16 protein-coding genes are annotated in these 16,389 nt (G+C 32.0%); 6 read left to right on the top strand and 10 right to left on the bottom strand.

The annotated features are described in order from the left end of the window. Positions 1-53 precede the first annotated feature (53 nt). From ACZ2G2_RS12090 to ACZ2G2_RS12070, 5 genes are all read left to right on the top strand, one after another. Complete coding sequence (locus tag ACZ2G2_RS12090; protein ID WP_470392352.1) at positions 54-887, top strand: universal stress protein; 834 nt, start codon at positions 54-56, stop codon at positions 885-887. Positions 888-893: 6 nt separating this feature from the next. Continuing rightward, entirely contained in the window at positions 894-1,742 is an 849-nt protein-coding gene (locus ACZ2G2_RS12085) for an ATPase (protein WP_470392350.1), read from the top strand. Positions 1,743-1,745: 3 nt separating this feature from the next. Then, complete coding sequence (locus tag ACZ2G2_RS12080; protein ID WP_470392349.1) at positions 1,746-3,119, top strand: MBL fold metallo-hydrolase RNA specificity domain-containing protein; 1,374 nt, start codon at positions 1,746-1,748, stop codon at positions 3,117-3,119. A gap of 246 nt (positions 3,120-3,365) precedes the next feature. Next, positions 3,366-3,806 carry a hypothetical protein gene (locus tag ACZ2G2_RS12075; protein WP_470392347.1) on the top strand — a complete coding sequence of 147 codons (441 nt, stop codon included), beginning with the start codon at positions 3,366-3,368 and terminating at the stop codon, positions 3,804-3,806. A 3-nt stretch (positions 3,807-3,809) separates the two neighbouring features. After that, the gene (locus ACZ2G2_RS12070) at positions 3,810-4,445 is read left to right on the top strand and encodes a hypothetical protein (protein WP_470392346.1); all 636 of its coding nucleotides are present in this window, start codon (positions 3,810-3,812) and stop codon (positions 4,443-4,445) included. Between the two features lie 28 nt (positions 4,446-4,473). Here ACZ2G2_RS12070 and ACZ2G2_RS12065 read toward each other — a convergent pair whose 3' ends face one another. The 9 genes from ACZ2G2_RS12065 to ACZ2G2_RS12025 form a co-directional block, all read right to left on the bottom strand. Then, positions 4,474-5,298: a universal stress protein gene (locus ACZ2G2_RS12065; protein WP_470392344.1), complete on the bottom strand. Its 825-nt coding sequence runs from the start codon at positions 5,296-5,298 to the stop codon at positions 4,474-4,476. Between the two features lie 125 nt (positions 5,299-5,423). Further along, a complete protein-coding gene (locus ACZ2G2_RS12060) occupies positions 5,424-6,125 on the bottom strand; it encodes a sulfite exporter TauE/SafE family protein (RefSeq protein WP_470392342.1) in 702 nt (233 codons plus the stop codon). Continuing rightward, a complete protein-coding gene (locus ACZ2G2_RS12055; RefSeq protein WP_101202327.1) occupies positions 6,125-6,571 on the bottom strand; it encodes a FixH family protein in 447 nt (148 codons plus the stop codon). Before ACZ2G2_RS12055 ends, ACZ2G2_RS12060 begins: the two co-directional genes overlap by 1 nt. Positions 6,572-6,582: 11 nt before the next feature. Next, positions 6,583-8,007 (bottom strand): cytochrome c oxidase accessory protein CcoG, encoded by a 1,425-nt coding sequence (gene ccoG / locus ACZ2G2_RS12050; protein WP_101202326.1) that lies wholly within the window; start codon positions 8,005-8,007, stop codon positions 6,583-6,585. A gap of 9 nt (positions 8,008-8,016) precedes the next feature. Continuing rightward, positions 8,017-8,982: a cbb3-type cytochrome c oxidase N-terminal domain-containing protein gene (locus ACZ2G2_RS12045; RefSeq protein WP_470392339.1), complete on the bottom strand. Its 966-nt coding sequence runs from the start codon at positions 8,980-8,982 to the stop codon at positions 8,017-8,019. Between the two features lie 87 nt (positions 8,983-9,069). After that, a complete protein-coding gene (locus ACZ2G2_RS12040; RefSeq protein WP_090838809.1) occupies positions 9,070-9,264 on the bottom strand; it encodes a CcoQ/FixQ family Cbb3-type cytochrome c oxidase assembly chaperone in 195 nt (64 codons plus the stop codon). Between the two features lie 6 nt (positions 9,265-9,270). Further along, a complete protein-coding gene (gene ccoN, locus ACZ2G2_RS12035; RefSeq protein WP_470392337.1) occupies positions 9,271-11,463 on the bottom strand; it encodes a cytochrome-c oxidase, cbb3-type subunit I in 2,193 nt (730 codons plus the stop codon). 2 nt (positions 11,464-11,465) lie between these two features. Continuing rightward, positions 11,466-11,660, bottom strand: a complete 195-nt coding sequence (gene ccoS / locus ACZ2G2_RS12030; RefSeq protein ID WP_090838814.1) for a cbb3-type cytochrome oxidase assembly protein CcoS — start codon at positions 11,658-11,660, stop codon at positions 11,466-11,468. A 226-nt stretch (positions 11,661-11,886) separates the two neighbouring features. Next, positions 11,887-14,259: a heavy metal translocating P-type ATPase gene (locus ACZ2G2_RS12025; RefSeq protein ID WP_470392335.1), complete on the bottom strand. Its 2,373-nt coding sequence runs from the start codon at positions 14,257-14,259 to the stop codon at positions 11,887-11,889. A 156-nt stretch (positions 14,260-14,415) separates the two neighbouring features. On the opposite strand from ACZ2G2_RS12025, the gene ACZ2G2_RS12020 reads away from it, so the two are divergent. Beyond that, positions 14,416-15,045 carry a Crp/Fnr family transcriptional regulator gene (locus ACZ2G2_RS12020; RefSeq protein WP_470392333.1) on the top strand — a complete coding sequence of 210 codons (630 nt, stop codon included), beginning with the start codon at positions 14,416-14,418 and terminating at the stop codon, positions 15,043-15,045. A 77-nt stretch (positions 15,046-15,122) separates the two neighbouring features. On the opposite strand, the gene ACZ2G2_RS12015 is transcribed toward ACZ2G2_RS12020, so the two are convergent. Next, positions 15,123-16,382 (bottom strand): T9SS type A sorting domain-containing protein, encoded by a 1,260-nt coding sequence (locus ACZ2G2_RS12015; protein WP_470392331.1) that lies wholly within the window; start codon positions 16,380-16,382, stop codon positions 15,123-15,125. Positions 16,383-16,389: the final 7 nt, after the last annotated feature.

Genomic DNA, 16,389 nt, shown 5'->3' with positions numbered 1-16,389 from the left:
TTTTTATAGTTGTTTTTTAATCATAGCTTTAAGTATACCAAAACCCTAACGTTATGAAACATATACTTCTACCTTCAGATTTTTCGGATAATGCGTGGAGCGCAATTGTATATGCTATAAAATATTATAGAGATGATATCTGTACTTTTTATTTACTACACGCAAAACCACTAAATCCATCCTCTTTAGCAACCTTGTCCGATGTTTATATAAAAAGTATAAGGCAACAAAGTAATCAACAGTTACTTGAATTAAAACAACAGGTTTTAAACGCCGACAAAAACCCTAATCATACTTTTAAAACGGTTATTAAATTTATGGAATTAAATAGTGCTGTAGATCAATTTATCTTAGATACAAAAATTGATTTAATAATTATGGGTACTAAAGGAGCGACTAATAATAAAGCCTTGTTTTTTGGAAGTAACACAGTGCATTTAGTAGACCACATTAATACATGTCCTATTTTAATTATTCCTGATCAATACAATTATAAACCAATAGATCAAATTGTGTTTTCAACCGATTTAAACCGATTCTTTTTTGAAAAAGTAATTAATACAATTTCCGAATTTACTACAAATAACAATGCTGTTTTAAGAGTAATAAATATCCAGACAAATAAAGCTTTAACTGAGATTCAAAAATATAATTTAGCGGTATTAAAAAGTGGTTTAAAGCGCTTTGAAACACATTACCATTCCGTTCCTAATTACGATAAAAAAGCTAAAATAATCTCAACTTTTATTAACGATTTAAACATTGATTTATTAATTATGGTTAACTACAAACATAGTCTTATAGCGCGTTATTTAAACCAACCTATTATAAAAACAATAGGGTTTAAGCCTAGCATTCCTTTTCTAATACTTCCTGATAATAAATAGTAACACATGAATAATCAAGATATTTATATAAAAAAGGCATCAGGAAAGCTTGTTAAATTTTCAATTAAAAAATTAAGAAAATCTTTAATAAATTCTGGAGCAGATATTATGTTAACAGATAGTATTGTTAATAATGTTAGGGACCAATTATATCAAGGCATTTCTACAAAAGAAATTTACAATAAAGCGTATGCATTACTAAAATCTAAAAAAAGTCATATAGCCTCCAAATACAAATTAAAAAAAGCAATTTACGAATTAGGTCCAACAGGTTTTCCGTTTGAGCGTTATATAGCTTCTATCATAAAAGCGTCTGGTTATGATGTAAAAGTTGGACAGATAATTAATGGGAAATGTGTAAATCATGAAGTAGATATACTAGCCACAAAAGAAAAAGCAACTATTGTTATAGAATGTAAATTTCATGGTGAAGCTGGTTTAAATTGCAACGTTAAAATCCCATTGTACATTCATTCTAGATATAAAGACATTCAATCTAAATGGAATAATCAATTAGGATTAAAAACTAAAATTACCGAAGGTTGGGTTGTTACTAATACTAGATTTACTAAGGATGCTCAAACCTACGGAAACTGCATTGGACTATATTTATTAAGCTGGGATTACCCTTTACATAATGGATTAAAAGACCGTATTGATAAACTAAAATTATACCCAATAACCACCTCTACTTTATTAACAAAAAGAGAAAAACAGTTTTTATTAAATAGAGAGGTTGTCTTATGCAAAGATTTAATAAATGATGCTTTTTATTTAGATCACTTAGGAATATCAAATATTAGAAAAAAAAGAATTTTAAACGAAATTAAATTACTGTGTAACCTAAAATCATAAATTATGAAAACTAAAGTAAAAATTACATTTTTAGGAGGCGCAAAAACAGTAACAGGATCTAAATATCTTATTGAAGCTTTTAATACTTCTATATTAATTGATTGTGGTTTATTTCAAGGTCTAAAAGATTTAAGACAACTAAATTGGAACCCTTTACCCATTGCTGTTTCAAAAATTGAAACAATATTACTAACTCATGGGCATTTAGATCATGTTGGCTATTTACCAAGGTTAATAAAACAGGGTTTTAATGGTAAAATAATTGGTACAGCACCGACTCTAGCTATTGCCGAAATTATACTTAAAGACAGTGCTAAAATACAGGAAGAAGAAGCAAAAAAAGCAAACAAAGAAAAATATACTAAGCATCAACCAGCTTTACCTTTTTATACTGCTAAGGAAGTAGATCAAACCGTATCAAAATTTGAAGTACAAGTCGAAGACAAATGGATTGCTATAAATAATCACATCTCTTATCGATTTAAATATAATGGTCATATAATAGGGTCTACGTTTATTGAACTTGATATAGAAGGAAAACGATTTGTGTTTTCTGGAGATATTGGTAGGGTTAATGATTATTTATTAAACGACCCAAAACGACCTGATCAAGCGGACTATTTGTTTCTAGAAAGTACTTATGGCAACAAACTACACCCTATAGAAGACATTGAAAATAAACTAACTCAAATTATTAAAGAGACCATAAACACTAGAGGCAATTTAATTATACCAAGTTTTGCGGTAGAGCGTTTACAAATGCTAATGTTTATCTTATTTAAACTTTATCAAAAAAACAAAATACCAAACATCCCCATTTTTGTTGATAGTCCAATGGGTAATAATGTGTTAGAGATTTTTAAACGTTTTCCTAAATGGCATAAGCTATCTGAAACCGATTACAATGCTATGTGTAAGCACATAAATATTATTAAAAGTTATGCAGATACTTGGAAAACCATTGATGATCCAAGAAGTAAAATTATAATTGCAGGTAGCGGAATGGTTACCGGTGGTCGCGTTTTAACATACTTGCAACAATTAATAGATGATGCCTCTACAACTATTTTATTGGTCGGCTATCAAGCAGAAGGCACAAGAGGTAGACTATTAAAAGAAGACGCTCACGAAATTAAATTTTATGGTAAATACTATCCAGTAAAAGCAGCTGTATTAACGATAGATAGTCTCTCTGCTCATGCAGATCAGAATGGGTTACTACATTGGTTAAGTGCTATTAAAAACACGCCAAAAACAGTTTATCTAATACATGGCGAACCTACTGCCCAAAATGCTTTAAGAGTTAAAATTAAAGATACCTTTAACTGGTATACTTGTATCCCAAATTTATTTGAAACTATAGAAATAGAGTTATAGATAGTGTGCAACATGATATTTATCATACTAATTAACTTGTAATAATTCTATCTTTAACTTAGAGTAAAAACCATATAATATTTAGATTACAAAATCTAACATTTTAAAATTACCACACGCTATTAATCATTAACACGACGCCTCAAAAACAGTCTTGTTAATAGGTAATAAAAGATGATGTAATCTTTAAACAGGAAGTATGGCCTACTTTACTTCCTGTTTTTTTTTAATAAACAAATCATAAAAATGAAAACACAAAACAAAATCAAAATGGTAGAATGGTATGGTGCAGACCGCATGCATGAAATGTCTAAAACCTGGTTATCTGATTTAAATTTTATTAAAGATGAACAAGTGTTTTTAGAAGAATTAATTACAGATTACACACAACTAATTATAGATGACCACGTATTAGCTAGAGCGCAAGATGCAGCAACTGCTTTATTGAGAACAAAAAGAGGCAGTCAAAAATTAATTACTGCTTTAGTAGCACATGAAAATGATCTTGAGCTAATGGTTGACGGTAAAAATGAATTAGATAAAGAAGAACAATATAAAGCTGATCATCTAGCCTTTATTAAGCAAGTAAGTTCGTTTTTTTATGATTATAAAGCTGTGAAATCTGAAATTTTCAATTTGGTAAAAACCTTAATGAAAAGAGATAAACAAGACCATTTATTAAACTAAATCATGAAACAACTCTTACTACTATTACTTGTTTGTTCGCTTTACAGTTGCGGAAGTACACAATTAAAAGACCGTTGGATTAGTCCCGAAGCAGATAATTACACACTTGAAAAAGTGTTTATTGTTGGGTTGACTGACGATCCTGAAGCTAGAGAAAAATTCGAAAAAAAATTACAAAGCCAATTAACGTCACGAGGAATTGAAGCTACAATTAGCCTTGATAAATTTGATGCAGAATTTCTTGCTAAAAAAAGAACCGACACAGAAATAAAAGCTTTAGAAAACCAGCTATTAAAAGAAGGTTATGATGCTGTTGTGTTTACCAAAGTGGTTGGAATTAAAAATAAAATCCAGTTTAAAAAAGACTATTCCAATAGCTCTAAAAGTCATAATCGTTTTAACGATGATTATTTAATGTATCAAGACCAACATTTTAATCCAGATGCATATAATGAGTATCAAGTCTATAACGCAGAAACGGCTGTATACTGCTTATGCCCTACTAAAGACCGCACGTTAATATGGAAAGGATATATAGATATTGTGGATCCAAAAAATATTAATAAAACGGTAAATGATTACTCAAAACTTTTAATTTTAGTATTAGAAGAAGATAAAATAATACCACAAAAAAACTAATATATATTACATGATTAGTGGTAACACATTAATCATGTAATATATATAATGGAACACTAGCTATTTTACTATGTTTTGTTATTGGTGACCCCATAAACAAACGTTCTAAAAAGCTAGTTTTTTGTATAATAAAGACTTCTAAATCTATTGTATTTGTTTGCATATACGTATCTACAACTTTATCCATTGGTACATTTATAACGTGATGATATTTATAATTACCAGACTTTAAAAGGCTTTTTAAAGTGTTAATATCTGTAGTATCATCTTCTGCTGTTTCTGTAATTCTTAAAACATGAAAATGAGACGCTTCTTTGCTTACAAGATTAAAAATCTGATTCAATCTTTGTTGATTAAGTTGATCCTTTTCGTCTAATGGAAGTAAAATCGATTTTGGTTGAACAAACTTAAAACCATTTGGTATAATTAATGTTGGACAACTTACTTTTCTAATTACATTAAGTGTGTGACTTCCAAAAACAACCTCATCAGCACCAGTGACTCCGTTTGTACCCATAATAATTAATTGGATACCATTTAAAATCACAAACTGGTTAATAGCATCTGTAAACACATCGTAATCTATATGTACGTTATACGTGTGTTTTGGGTTGTTATATTCCGTTTGTAAGTCTTGTGCTAAATCTTCTAGATCTTCTTTTGGTGTTTTAACTATAGAGGCATACAAATTAGCATTTCCAGTTGTCATTAAATCTGCAGATGTAAAAGCAGACGCTTTGTGCACATATACTAAATGGAAATTAATAGCTTTATCTTCAAAAAGCATAGCTGCATAATGCATGGCATTTTTAGAGCTATGAGAAAAATCTGTAAGTAAAAGGATGTTTTTCATTTTAAAGACGTTTTTTGAGTAAATAAGGTTTGATAATTTACGTTTATTTATAAGACTAGCAGCTATTTACTAGCATTAAATGTGCCTGGCATTATTTCCGCGAAAGCGAAAAACAATGTTTTCTTTTAATGACAATCTATAGCACTATTTACCATCTCCACCACGGGACTTGGTGATATATAAGGAATACCTAAACCTAAGCCACGTAAAATAAATAAGGCACCAATAATAACGATAAATACAGGAATAACCTTTTGAATACGTTGTTTTACTTGTGCGTTTAAAAATTTACCTAAATATATTGCTGTGGTCATTAACGGTATTGTACCTAAACCAAAAAAGGCCATATATAAACTGCCTTGCCATGCTGTACCTGTTGCAATAGCTCCAAAAACAGCCATATAAACCAATCCACAAGGTAAAAATCCGTTTAAAAAGCCAATGGTTAAAAAGGTGTCTGCAGTCTTCTTTTTTAAGGCTTGACCCATTTGTTTTTTTACAAAACCTACTGCCTTGTAAATGGGCTTTACTATAAAATTTTGACCTAATTTTTTATAAGGAAAAAGGATAACAACAATCATTAAAACACCTATTACAATAGATAACTTTTGTTGTAATCCAAAAATATAAAGGCTTTTACCTATTAAACCAAAAATTAATCCGATAATACTATAGGCTAATAGACGTCCAAAATGGTAAGCCGCTATTTGTGTAACTTTTTTAAAAGAATTACTTCTGTCTACAGGCAACATAAAAGCAATAGGTCCACACATACCAACGCAGTGAAAACTACCCAATAAGCCAAATATGAGTGCTGTAAGTAACATTAGTACTGTATTTCTTCTTTAAGCATGTAGTTTGTATCTTTATAGCTCCAATCTATTTTAATATTCCAACGACCATCTAATAAACGTTTGTCAGGTATGAGCAAATTGTGATTAGACAACAAAATTGTGGTTTCGAAGTCTAGTTGTTTATTAGATGGTCTATATAGGAATACTTTACCTGTAATGTCTTTGTCTTCAAAATCAGCTGGAAAGCTAATAACAATACCTTCGGTTGTTTTTTTCCAAGTCACTTTAGACGCTAATGTTTTGGCGTTTTTTTCTTTATTGATATCGTTCTGAAATTCTAATTCTTGCTTGTAATAGTTTTCATCTACTAAATCGTGATCTAGGCTTTTATCCGTATTCATGGATATCACAAAATACATGATAAAGCTTATAAATAGTATAAATGCAATTACAACACCTGTTCCCCAGTTAAATTTCATAGTCTTATTTTTTAATTATAGCTTCTAGGTCCTAAGAAGTTTACTGTTGTGGTTTCTATTAATTTGTTATGACTGTAAACCTCTATAGTTAATTTGGTTTTATCATCTTTTAAAACGCCTTGATCAAGCTCTATAAACAATGTTCCTTGTGCTAAACCTTGTGCTGGTACTACAAAACTATTATCTGTTGATACTAACTTGACAGTCCCTTTATATTTTTTAAGTTTGAAATTGACATTATCAATCTCCTGAGTTGTTTTATTAACAACCTTGTATGTAAATACATTACTAATGACATTATTTGCCTTATGCTCAAACAATTGCCCAGGTAATCTTAAGACTCTAGCTTCGACATCATTACGCAATTGTAACATCGCTATTAAAACACCCGTTAAAATAACTAGTACTACAATATAGGCTTTAAGACGCGTGGTTAATTTAAAAGGCGCTTTCTTTTCTATATTATCCTCACTAGCATAACGTATTAACCCTTTAGGGTAACCTACCTTCTCCATTATATCATCACACTCGTCTATACAAGCTGTACAGTTAACACATTCTAATTGTGTCCCGTTTCTGATATCAATACCTGTTGGACAAACGTGCACACATTGCATACAATCTATACAATCACCATGACCAAGTGCTTCTCTGTCTTCGTTTTTTCTAAATTTTTTGCGTCCATTTTCTCCTTCTCCACGTTTATGATCGTAAGCAACAATAATGGATTGATTATCTAATAGCACACCTTGTAAACGTCCATAAGGACAAGCTATAATACATACTTGCTCTCTAAACCATGAAAATACAAAGTAAAATAAACCTGTAAAAATTAATAACGGAAATAAGGTGCTTAAATGCTGAGAGGGTCCTTCTGTTACGTAATTTAATAACTTATCACTACCAATTAAATAGGCTAAAAACACATTAGCAATAAAAAAGGAAATGATTATAAAAATGGTATGTTTTAATACACGTTTTCTAATTTTTTCTGGAGTCCATTTGGTGCGTTTTAACTTCATTTGCGCCCCTCTATCCCCATCTATCCAATACTCGATACGTCTAAATACCATTTCTAGAAATATGGTTTGTGGGCAAATCCACCCACAAAATATACGCCCAAAAGCAACCGTAAATATGGTAATAAAGACCACACCAATAATCATAGAGATTACAAATAAGTGAAAATCTTGAGGCCAAAACGGAAATCCAAAAACATTAAAACGACGCTCTAGAACATTGAATAATAAAAACTGGTTACCATTAATTTTAACAAATGGAGCTGCAAATAAAAAGACTAATAGCACATAACTAACAATCTTCCTATAATCGTAAAACTTACCACTGGGTTTTTTAGGAAAAACCCAAGCACGTTTACCGTCTTCGCCTATAGTTGATATTGAGTCTCTAAAACCCTCGTTAATTGGAGCTTCCATTTTTATAATTTAATTATTACTAGAAACAGTTTCACCTATTTCTAAAGCTTCAGTGTTTTCTTGTTCTGCTGGAGTTGTAGTATCTTCTGTTCCTTCCGGCTGCCATAAATCGCCTTCAGCATCTTTACCTTTAGCTGGCGTTGTACCTTGTAAAGACAATACATAACTTGCAACTTGAGCCATTTCTAGAGGTTTTAGACCTTCTTTTTTCCAAGAGACCATACCTTTTCCTGATCTACCTCCTTCAGAGATTGTATGAAACACGCTTTTAATGTCTCCTCCTAAAATCCAGTATTTATCCGTTAAATTTGGTCCAATACCTCCACCTCCATCTGGCATATGACAGGCAACACAGTTAGCATCAAATACTTTTTTACCAATTTGAAGATCTGCCGCATCTGTTAATAAAACTACCGAGTTAACATCTACTAAATTTTTAGCTGTTTTTTTATACGCTTCAATTTCTATTTTAGCTTGAGCATACTCGTTATCCAATTCTTCGTATTGTGTATCTGATGACCCTGTAACATGAAAATTAAATAAATAAATTACAGCAAAAACCATAGAAGCATACCAAGAATACAACCACCATGGTGGTAAATTATTATCCAACTCTTTTATACCATCGTAGTTATGGTCAAGGATAATTTCATGCTCCTCTTCTATTGGAGTTTCTCCTCCTTTTAATTTATGGTAAAGCGCTTTAGCTTTTTTAAACTCTGGTACTTTAGAGGTGTTTGCTAGGTAACGTGCTTTACCTGCTTCATCTAAACTTTGAAACAATACGTTTTCTATAGATCCAACAATACCTTCTACAGCAATTAGTATAAATAATACTAACACTAAAAATAACATGATAATTGGATACTCTAAAAAAGCGGGTTTATCTCCAGAGTCTACAAAATATTCTACCAATCCAAAGATGGCAAAAAAGAGAGCTGGGACTCTTACATATGATGGGATTAATTTTTTCATTTGATTAGTTTTTATTGTTTTGAAATAGACAAATAGAACCTTTGACTTTTATTATTTTATAATTAAATAATAAAGCGTTTGGTCTGATCATTCGATTTCGTTTTCGTTTTCGTTGTCTAATTCTAATGGAATATTACTTACTTGAGTGATATAGTCTTTTTTGGCGGTAATTACCCACCAAAAAAGGACTACAAAAAAACCAAAGAATATAAGTAATGATAGTATTGGGTATATCTCTACACCTGCAATACTGTCTAAATGATTTTTTACAAATTTTAACATGACGTTTTAGTTTTGTACGGTTGTTTCTTCTTTTCCTTCTTTAATATCAGTACCTAAACGTTGTAAGTAGGCTATAACTGCTACTATTTCGCGGTTACGCATTTCTACAAAATCAGCACCTCCGTTTTTCTTACTAGCCTCATAAGCTTCTGCAAAATCAGGATCTGTGTAAAGGTTTTTCTCTATCTGTGTTCCTTGCGCTAACATTTCGGCTTGTGCATTTGCAATATCCTCATCTGTATAAGGGACACCTAATGTTACCATCACTTTCATTTTAGCTTCGATATCAGTCTTATCTAGCGTATTATCTATTAACCATTTGTAAGCTGGCATTATAGATCCTGAAGAGGTACTTTGTGGATCATACATATGGTTAAAGTGCCAGTTGTCGTTATACTTACCACCTATACGGTGTAAATCTGGACCTGTACGTTTACTTCCCCATAAAAATGGATGATCATAAACAAACTCTCCGGCTTTACTATATTCTCCGTAACGCTCTACTTCACTTCTAAATGGTCTAATCATTTGAGAGTGACATCCAACACAACCTTCTCTAATATAAATATCACGACCTTCTAACTCTAAAGGAGAGTATGGTTTAACACTACTAATGGTTGGTATATTAGATTTAACCATTATTGTAGGTACAATCTGTACAACACCACCAATTAAAATAGCTATTGTAGCACCTATAGTTAATTTAATAGGTTTACGTTCTAACCAAGTGTGCCATCCTTCTCCAGAAACACGTTTTTTAGACACACGTTGTAATGCTGCAGCTTCTGCTAATTCATCTTCAACAACACTACCTTTTCTAATGGTTTGGATTACGTTAAACACTAAGATTAACATTCCTGTTAAGTATAAAGTCCCTCCAATAGCACGCATCCAGTACATTGGCATAATCTCAGTAACTGTTTCTAGAAAGTTACCGTATTTTAAATTCCCATCAGGATTAAATTGTTTCCACATACTAGCTTGTGTAAACCCTGCAACATACATTGGTAAGGCATACATGATAATACCTAAGGTACCAATCCAAAAATGAAGGTTTGCTAATGGTAAAGAGTATAATTTTGTTTTAAATAATTTTGGTACCAAATAGTAAATCATACCAAAGGTTAAAAATCCGTTCCAAGCTAATGCTCCAACATGCACGTGTGCAATAATCCAATCTGTATAATGCGCAATCGCATTTACATTTTTAAGCGATAACATTGGACCTTCAAACGTTGCCATACCATAACCTGTAATAGCAACTACCATAAATTTAAGTACAGGATCAACACGTACTTTATCCCACGCACCACGAAGTGTTAGTAGTCCGTTTATCATACCTCCCCAAGATGGCATCAATAACATAATAGAAAATGCAACACCTAAATTTTGAGCCCATTCTGGTAAAGCTGTGTATAATAAATGGTGTGGTCCAGCCCATATATAAATAAAGATTAACGACCAAAAGTGAACAATTGATAATCTATAAGAATATACTGGTCTGTTGGCTGCTTTAGGTACAAAATAGTACATTAACCCTAAAAACGGTGTTGTTAAGAAAAAGGCAACCGCATTATGTCCATACCACCATTGTACTAAGGCATCTTGCACCCCTGCGTAAACTGAGTAACTTTTCATACCCGTTAAACTAACCGGTAACTCTAAACTATTAAATATGTGTAATACAGCGACAGTTACAAATGTGGCAATATAAAACCAAATAGCAACGTATAAGTGACGTTGACGACGTTTCATCATCGTACCAATCAAGTTAATCCCAAAAGCCACCCAGATTAAAGCAATAGCAATATCAAAAGGCCATTCTAACTCTGCGTATTCTTTAGATGTAGAGTATCCTAATGGTAATGTTATGGCGGCACCAACAATAATTAATTGCCATCCCCAAAAGTTAATATTACTTAGTAAATCGCTATACATTCTAGCTTTTAGTAAACGTTGCGTAGAGTAATAAACCCCTGCAAAAATAGCATTACCAACAAATGCAAAAATTACCGCATTGGTGTGTAAAGGTCTTAAACGTCCAAAGCTTAGCCATGAAATTCCGTCTGTCATATTCGGGAATAAAAACATGTAGGCTAAAAGCAACCCTACAAGCATACCAACAACTCCCCAGAGCATGGTTGCGTAAAGAAACTTTTTAACGATCTTGTTATCGTAATAAAATTGCTGCATTTCCATAATTAATTGTGATTAGTCTTTTTATTATTCTTAGTTAGTGATTCTGTGGTTTTAACCAATTCATCTTCAAAAAGCATCCTTACTGAAGGCGTATAGCTATCATCAAATTGTCCGTTTCTTATTGCCAATATAAAGGCTATAAAAAAGACAATTGCGACAACAATGCTGACTGTTAGTAAAATGTATATAACGCTCATACCTATTAGAAGTTATGCTACAAAAGTAGCTTAGATGCCTGTTTTAAAAGATGACATTTATCATGTTTGAATTAATTTCTGAAAAAAAATTAAGATTTATTTAAGATTGTTTTTCGCTTACGCGGAATATTTGCCAAAACGCAGTAATTTAAAACGAAACGATAGTGATACTAGAAAAAAAAGTACACAGAGCAGTCTTAGTGACTTCCTTCTATTTATCAAACAACTACTTTAATTTTCGTCCTACCAAATTAGTGGCTATTGTTGTAAAAACAACAATACTAATAGAGCTTAAAGGCATTAAAATAGCAGCAATTACTGGCGCTAATTGTCCTGTTACCGCAAAATACAATCCAATAACATTGTAGAAAAAAGAGAGTACAAAACTCCATTTTATAATTTTAATGGCACTTTTAGACGCCTTTATATATTGGTGTAATTGATTAAATTTTGTTGCATCCAAAATAGCATCACAAGCTGGAGAAAACACATTAACATTTTCAGAAATAGCAATACCCACGTTACTTTGTGCCAAAGCACCAGCATCGTTTAAACCATCCCCTACCATTAATACTTTTGCGCCTTCCGTTTGATGGTATTTAATATACTCCAACTTATCATCTGGCTTTTGATTAAATAGCATTTTAGTTTTTGCTGGTAGTAACTTTTTAAGGTTTTCTAGTTCCCCTTCATTATCACCCGATAAAATGACAAGATCAAAATTCTTTTTCAACTTATTAAACAGCTTTGATAACCCTTTACGGTAACTGTTATAAAACGTGTATTTTCCTTTATAGCTATTGTTAGCACTAATATGTACTGCTGTATTTAATACTGCATTTTCATTTTGAAATCCTACAAATTTAGCAGAGCCAATTTTAATGTTCTCAGAAGCATGAGACGCTTCAATCCCTTGACCTAAATGCTCTTCAAATGTATCTAGTGTAACTATATTATTCTCTTCTAAAATATCATACAAGCCACGACTTAATGGATGATTAGAGCCACGCAGTGTGTTTTTAAGTAAGACTTCTTCAGAAGCACTTAAAGGTAATCCCTCATACTGTGCATCACTTTTTCTATTAGAAGTAATTGTTCCTGTTTTATCAAAAATAATAGTATCGATATGTGCTAATTGCTCTAATATCGAAGCGTTTTTTATATAGAATTTTTTCTTTCCTAAAATGCGTAATAAATTTCCAAAAGTAAAAGGTGCGGATAAAGCAATAGCACACGGACAAGCAATAATTAAAACTGCTGTAAATACATTTAAAGCTTTACTAGAGTCTTTAAACAACCAAAATACTGTAGCAATAAAAGCAATACTTAAAACAGCCACTGTAAAACGCTTACTAATCGCATTGGTTAACGTTGTAAAGCCATCGTCCTTATTTTTGCTAAACACATCATTGCTCCATAATTGTGTTAAATAACTTTGCTCAACCGACTTAATCGCTTCCATCTCAATAACTCCAGAGGTTTGCTTACCTCCGGCAAACAACTTGTCACCAGATTGCTTGGTAACCGTTTCAGACTCGCCAGTAACAAAGCTGTAATCTATTTTCGCATTCCCGTTAATTAATATACCATCTACGGGAATTAGTTCTTGGTTTCGGATTAATAAACGGTCCCCTTTTTCGATATCATAAACCTGAACCGGCACTTCTTCGCCATTAAAAATTTTTGTAACTGCTATTGGAAAATACGACTTGTAGTCGCGTTCAAAAGATAAAAATGAATAGGTTTTCTGCTGAAAAAACTTTCCTAATAATAAAAAGAAAACCAACCCTGTTAAACTATCAAAAAATCCTGAGCCCAAATCGAATGCTATTTCTGCTGTACTACGTGCAAACAAAACAATAATACCTAAAGCAATAGGAATATCAATATTTAAAATTCGTGTTCTAATAGCTTTGTAAGCCGATATAAAATAATCTTGAGCAGCATAAAACACAACAGGTAAAGAAAAAGCAAACATAATCCATCTAAAGACATGCTTGTATTGCTCTAACCAAAACTCGTTGACCTCAAAATACTCTGGAAAAGATAAAAACATCACATTCCCAAAAGCAAAACCGGCAACTCCTAATTTGTAAATTAAACTACGATTTACATTTTCTTGCCCCGTTTTATAATCGTCTAAGCTAATATAAGGTTCATACCCTACAGAGCTTAACAACAATACCAACTGCTTAAGCGAAAACGATGCTGTATTATAAGAAACACGCACTGTCTTTTTACCAAAATTAACTTGAGATAAAGTAACCGCAGGATTTAACTTATTTAAATTTTCTAGAATCCATATGCAAGAACTACAGTGGATATGTGGAATGTAAAGTGTGACTATTTGTGTTTTACCATCATCAAATTCGACTAACTTCTCAATAATTTTATCTTGAGATAAAAAGTCGTACTTCCCCTCAATCTCTTTTGGAATAGCTCCAGGAGACGCTTGTAAGTCGTAATAACACGTTAAATCACTTTCAGACAAAATTTCATACACCGTTTTACAGCCTTGACAACAAAACGGTTTATCCTCTAAAAGGATAGTTGTATCTGTACAATTATCGCCACAATGATAACATACTTTAATTTCCATAATTTGCTCATTTACCTGTAACAAAGGTTACACTATGATACGAAATATTATATGATATTTGTCATATTACGGATAGTATACTTTTGGTATACTGCAACAAAATTAGGTATGAGTAAATGTGAACAGTGTATTGTAAGGCAATTTAATAGTTTAAAAATGCTTACAAAAGAAGAGTTAGTGCGTGTGTCTGCATGCAAAACAAGCAGTGTAATCAAAAAAGGAACCACTATATTTAGAGAAGGAGAAACTTTAAACGGAATTTACTGTGTTAGAGAAGGCGTTTGTAAATTAACTAAACTTAGCGATAACGGAAAAGAACAAGTTGTAAAACTAGCTATTAAAGGCGGTATGATGGGGCAACGCTCTTTAGTTAGTGGAGAAATATCAAACCTGACAGCTGTAGCTATAAATGATATGCAAATTTGCTTTATTCCTAGACAAGAAATTGTTCGTGATTTACAAAAAAACGTCAATTTTTCTATGGATATTTTAAAACGCATGGCTCAAGATTTAAAGACTTCTGAGGATAGTCTTGTTAATATGGCACAGAAAACCGTAAAACAGCGCTTAGCAGAAACCTTAATCTATGTACAAACAACGTTTGATATAGACCAAGACGGTTATTTAGCCTTAAACTTGTCTAGAGATGATTACGCTAGTATTGTTGGTACTGCTACTGAAAGCGCCATCCGTATTTTATCTCAATTTAAAAAAGAAGGCTTGATTAGCACTAAAGGAAAACAGATAAAAATTGAAAACCTACAAGACCTAAGTCGGGTCGAATAACATTAAATATTTTAAAGTATAAAAAAAAGGATGTAATTAAAAATTACATCCTTTTTTATTGTTTAGGCTAAGGGCTATCAATCTTTAATTAATTTTAAGGTTTGGTTACCTTCATCAGAATATATTTTTGCAAAATATAATCCTGAAGGCATATTATCTGTAGGTATTGCAAATTGCAAAGCGTCTATTTTTTGTGTAAAAACAGTTTTTCCTAATACATCAAAAACGTGTACTGTATTTACTGTTTTTGTAGATTGAATATTCCAATCTGATGTTGTAGGATTTGGAAAAACAGAAAACGTATTAGCACTAAATCTATCAACACTTAAGCTAGTCCCTGGGTTTAAAGAAAAATATAAGTTATCAAAATAAGCGATACCTGTATTTAAATCTGACTCGGTTCCTATTTTAAATTGAAAAAACTTATCTAAGCTAAAGCCTTGATCTGTGAAAAAAGATAATGGTATATCAACACTTTGCCATTGGTTAAAAACGAATGCTTCTTCTGTTGGAAGTTCATAAAAATACTCAAAAACAGCACCATCTTCTTCAATCAAAATCATTCTAATCTGAGTGGCATTGGTCGTATAATAATCAAAATGAAAATTATTATATGCCGATAAATCTGTTACTGCACCTGGATTTGTTCCTTCTCCATATCCTGCAATAGAAAAATCCATTTTAAAGGTATTATTAATCACCGCTGATGGATCTGTATCAACTATTGTAGTTTCTCCAAACGTATAATCATTTGTCCAAACATTAGTAAATCCACCTGTATCTCCAAAAATACTTAACACTTCGTTATTAGGTGTTGTAGGTGTTGGTGACGGAATTTCTAACTCCGGTATTGGTGCTATATTTGTTCCTCCTTCAAAGTCATCTACTAAGTAGATACCTACTTCATTGTTATTAAAGTCAGGAAAAAACACCATTAAGTCGTAATTACCTAAACCTGCAGGAAAATCTAAACTTACCACTTGCCAATCCGTACCGGTAGTTGTAAAAGATAATTCTGTATTTGGGCCTGTACCACCTTCAAATTTTAATAAATGTGTACGTGTCCCATATTCTGCAATAGGTTTAATTCTAAAAGTAATAGTATTATTAGCATCGTCAGACAGATCTAAATTTTCTGCTAGATTAAGTTGTGCGGTATCGTATAACAAACCACCACCTGCTATTTGGCCGACATCATTTCCGGCATCTGTTGTGAGCATAAAACCACAATCAAAACAATTCATGACGTCAGCTGGATCTGAATAATCTATAGGTAATACCTGAGATATCCCTAGTGTTGTCGCAAATAAAAATACTAATACTGTAATTTTTTTCATGGTGATT

This window comes from Olleya sp. KKT75, assembly GCF_055635485.1.
The sequence above is the reverse complement of the archived record's forward strand: the minus strand, read 5'-3'. Positions and strand labels throughout refer to the sequence as shown.

Coding starts and splice junctions, on each gene's coding strand:
- ccoS (WP_090838814.1), bottom strand. CDS start 11,660: ATGAGCGTTATATACATTTTACTAACAGTCAGCATTGTTGTCGCAATT.
- ccoN (WP_470392337.1), bottom strand. CDS start 11,463: ATGGAAATGCAGCAATTTTATTACGATAACAAGATCGTTAAAAAGTTT.
- ACZ2G2_RS12015 (WP_470392331.1), bottom strand. CDS start 16,382: ATGAAAAAAATTACAGTATTAGTATTTTTATTTGCGACAACACTAGGG.
- ACZ2G2_RS12085 (WP_470392350.1), top strand. CDS start 894: ATGAATAATCAAGATATTTATATAAAAAAGGCATCAGGAAAGCTTGTT.
- ACZ2G2_RS12080 (WP_470392349.1), top strand. CDS start 1,746: ATGAAAACTAAAGTAAAAATTACATTTTTAGGAGGCGCAAAAACAGTA.
- ACZ2G2_RS12065 (WP_470392344.1), bottom strand. CDS start 5,298: ATGAAAAACATCCTTTTACTTACAGATTTTTCTCATAGCTCTAAAAAT.
- ccoG (WP_101202326.1), bottom strand. CDS start 8,007: ATGGAAGCTCCAATTAACGAGGGTTTTAGAGACTCAATATCAACTATA.
- ACZ2G2_RS12070 (WP_470392346.1), top strand. CDS start 3,810: ATGAAACAACTCTTACTACTATTACTTGTTTGTTCGCTTTACAGTTGC.
- ACZ2G2_RS12045 (WP_470392339.1), bottom strand. CDS start 8,982: ATGAAAAAATTAATCCCATCATATGTAAGAGTCCCAGCTCTCTTTTTT.
- ACZ2G2_RS12025 (WP_470392335.1), bottom strand. CDS start 14,259: ATGGAAATTAAAGTATGTTATCATTGTGGCGATAATTGTACAGATACA.
- ACZ2G2_RS12040 (WP_090838809.1), bottom strand. CDS start 9,264: ATGTTAAAATTTGTAAAAAATCATTTAGACAGTATTGCAGGTGTAGAG.
- ACZ2G2_RS12055 (WP_101202327.1), bottom strand. CDS start 6,571: ATGAAATTTAACTGGGGAACAGGTGTTGTAATTGCATTTATACTATTT.
- ACZ2G2_RS12075 (WP_470392347.1), top strand. CDS start 3,366: ATGAAAACACAAAACAAAATCAAAATGGTAGAATGGTATGGTGCAGAC.
- ACZ2G2_RS12060 (WP_470392342.1), bottom strand. CDS start 6,125: ATGTTACTTACAGCACTCATATTTGGCTTATTGGGTAGTTTTCACTGC.
- ACZ2G2_RS12020 (WP_470392333.1), top strand. CDS start 14,416: ATGCTTACAAAAGAAGAGTTAGTGCGTGTGTCTGCATGCAAAACAAGC.
- ACZ2G2_RS12090 (WP_470392352.1), top strand. CDS start 54: ATGAAACATATACTTCTACCTTCAGATTTTTCGGATAATGCGTGGAGC.